This window comes from Streptomyces sp. FH025, assembly GCF_017427025.1.
GTDB lineage: Bacteria > Actinomycetota > Actinomycetes > Streptomycetales > Streptomycetaceae > Kitasatospora.
Map to the genome: position 1 here is coordinate 1 of NZ_JAFLNG010000819.1, position 3,066 is coordinate 3,066.

A 3,066-nucleotide genomic window follows, 5' to 3' on the forward strand; every position below is an offset into this window, starting at 1 on the left:
AGCAGCCGGGGCCCGGCGGCCGCGTCCGTACCGTCCTCGGCCTCCGTGCCCGGCGCGCCGACCGTGGCCAACACGGGCACCGCGACCGGCAGTTCGGTGGTGTCGGTGTCCTCGTCGAAGTCCGGTTCGAAGCCCGGACCGTCCAAGGTCCAGGCGGGCGCCGGGTGCTGGGTGGTGTCGTCGGCGACCCGGAGCAGCTCGGCGACCTGGTCGTACTGCTGCCCGTCGAGCCGCTGGAGTTCGACGGTCAGGTGCAGACCGGGGATGGCGGCCTGGCCGGTGGTCGGCAGGGTCCAGCGGGCGACCGGCCCGGTGCCGCGCTCGGGGGCGCGGGTGATGACGGCGACGCAGGTGCGCGGGCGGGCGTCGAGCAGGCGGCCGAGTTCGGCGGGGGTGTCACCGCCGGGCTGCTGGGCGCAGAGCACGATCTCGGGGACCCAGGACTCGTCCGCCTGCCCCCGGCTGCGGGCCTCGCGCGGGCTGACGGCCTCGGCGGCGATCAGGGTGGCGCGGGCCTTGGCGGTGCGCGGGCCGAGGGCGGCCAGCGCGGCCTCCAGGGTGGGGTGGCGGTGGACGCGTTCGGCGGCCGGGCCGGTGATCGCCACCTCCTCGGCGAGGTCCACCAGGTGCAGGTGGAGGCGGTCGGCGAGCGGACTGTGGGCGAGTTCGATGGCGAGGGTGCGCAGCACGTCGCGGGCGTCGTCGGGGTGGCCGGAGAGGTGCAGCAGTCGGACGGCCTCGAGGTCGGCGAGCACCACCGAGCCGTCGGGCGAGGTACCGAGGGTGACCAGCGCGGGGTAGGGCGCGGCGGTCTTACGGGCCTGGGCGGCGCTGAGCAGGTCGCCGGAGTCGGCGCCGCACCACCAGACGTTGGCGGCGTGCGCGGCGCGGAACGGCGCGATCGGGGTGGCCGGACCGGACAGGTGCAGCTCGATGACGTGGTCGAGGGTGATCCGGGCGGCGACGATGGCGGGCAGGCGCTTGCCGCCGCGCACCGTGTTGCGGGCCAGGGTGCGCAGGGCGCGGTCCAGCAGTTCGAGACCGGCCTGGTCCTGGCGCGCCATCAGCTCGTTCTCGAAGGCGGCGGCCTCGGCGTCGGGCATCGCGATGCGGTGCCGGGGGCGGCGGCCGCGCAGCTGGGCACCGCGCTTGTGAGCGACGGTGCCGACCATGATGGCGGCGAGCAGGACGCCGACGGTGGAGGCGGTGAGGGCGACGTTGTAGTCGCCGCTGGACGCCGGGGCGGCGTGCGCGGCGGGCGCGGGCGCGGGAGTGTGGGCGGGCGCCTGCGTGGGCGCCGGGGCGCCCTGCGCCGGAGCGGCCTGTGTGGGAGCGGGCGCGGGCGTCTGCGCGGGAGCGGGCGTGGGCGCGGGCGTCTGCGCCGCCGGGGCCTGATCGGGCGCCGGAGCCGGCGCCTGCGCGGGGGCGGTCGCCCCCGGCACGGTGAGCACCATCCCCGGTTCCAGCACGTCCGGGTCGGTGAGCCGCTCCCCACCCGGCGCCTGCACCCCCTTGTTCGCCTCGAACAGCTTCGGCCAGGCCTCGCCGTCCCCCAACTCCCGCTGGGCGATGGCCGACAGGCTGTCCCCGGACTGGACGGTCACCGTCTTCGGCCCACCCGCACCCGGCTCCGTCCCGGCCTGCGGCACCTCGGCCGTACCGGCCCCCGCGCCCGCGCCGGACCCGGCCGCCGGCGCGGGCGTCTGAGCCGGGGCCTGCGCGGGCGTCTGCGCGGAAGCCTGCCCGGCTCCCCTGGCCTCGTCCGGCTTGGCGTCCGCCGGCATCAGCAGTTCCCACCCGGGCTGAATCGGCCGGTCCGCGTCGAAACGAACGCCCGAATCGTCCATCGCCCGGCCGTCGTTGAGCTTGGCGATCTCCACCCACCGCTCGCCGGAGCCCAGTTGGCGCTCCGCGATGGTCCACAGGCTGTCCGCCGGCCGGCTGTCCCGCACGGTGTACGTCGGGTGCTGGTCGGCCGCCGGGGCCAGTGCGGGCGCCGCCTGCGCCGCAGGCAGTGCGGCCCGCTGCACGCCCGGGGTCAACTGGGCCTGGACGGCCGGAGTGTGGGTCAGCTCGGGCACCGCGGCGAAGGCCGAACCGGCCACCGGCAGCAGTCCGAGCACCGAGCCGACGAGTCCGGCCGCCATCCGCTGGCTCCAGCCGAAGGCGGGGATCCGGCGGGCGATCCGGCCGCGCAGCTGGGCGGGGATCTCCAGCAGTACGGAGAGCGCGAAGCAGGCCCAGGCCAGCCAGCCGACCACCACCAGCAGCCAGAGGAACAGCCGCCCGTCGTCCGGACTGGTGAGCGCCTCCCCCACCCCGCCCGACGCGACCTCGCCCATCGAGGCGACCGCGTGGGTGCCGTACAGCAGCAGCGCGGGCACGCCGAGCAGTAGCGCGAGCAGGGTGACCAACGCGGCGAGCGCGGTGATCAGGGCGCCGCCGCGGCGGCGCCCGGCCCGATGCCCGGTTCGGGCCCGGCCCCTCGCGAGTCGGTCCCTCGCCTGTCGGTCCCGGTCGTTCCCGTTTCCCGCCCGGGCGGTTCCAGCCCGAGCGGTTCCCGCCGGGGCGGTTCCAGCCCGGCCGGTACGGGCCTGGGCGGATCGGGCCTGGTCCTTGGCACGTGGCGCGGCCATCAGTCGGTCTCCGCTTTCTCGACTCCGTGGACGAGGGTCGCACTGCCCTTGCCCGTTACCTTCCGCTCCCCGAGGGCACCCAGCAGGACCGGCCGGTAGTCGGCCTGCACGGTGACGGTGACGACCTTGCCGTCGCCGGAGAACTCGACCTCGCCGGCCCGCAGCCCGTACAGCCCGAGGTAGGCGTCGGCGGCCTGCCGGACGTACTCCTGCTGGACCTTGAAGCCCTTCCCCTGCAGCACCGCCGCCTGGTCGAGCTGCTGGCCGCCGACCCGCGCGGCCTCCAGGGCGTAGGCGTCGGTGCGCTCGGCGACCCGCAGCCGGCCGCCCGCGTCGATCACCAGGGCGATGACGAGTACGACGTAGGCCGCGCAGATCGCCACGAAGAGGGCGACCGCGCCCCGGTCGGACCGGCGCGAACGCCCGGTCC

The 3,066-nt window shown here is 76.6% G+C and carries 2 protein-coding genes; both read right to left on the reverse strand.

Annotated features, from left to right (window positions below; all coding sequences use genetic code 11):
- A partial coding sequence (locus J0670_RS34350) for a LysM peptidoglycan-binding domain-containing protein (protein WP_207816306.1) occupies positions 1-2,414 on the reverse strand: 2,414 nt, incomplete at its 3' end.
- 221 nt (positions 2,415-2,635) lie between these two features.
- The coding region (locus J0670_RS34355) for a hypothetical protein (protein WP_207816309.1) at positions 2,636-3,066 on the reverse strand (431 nt) is incomplete at its 5' end.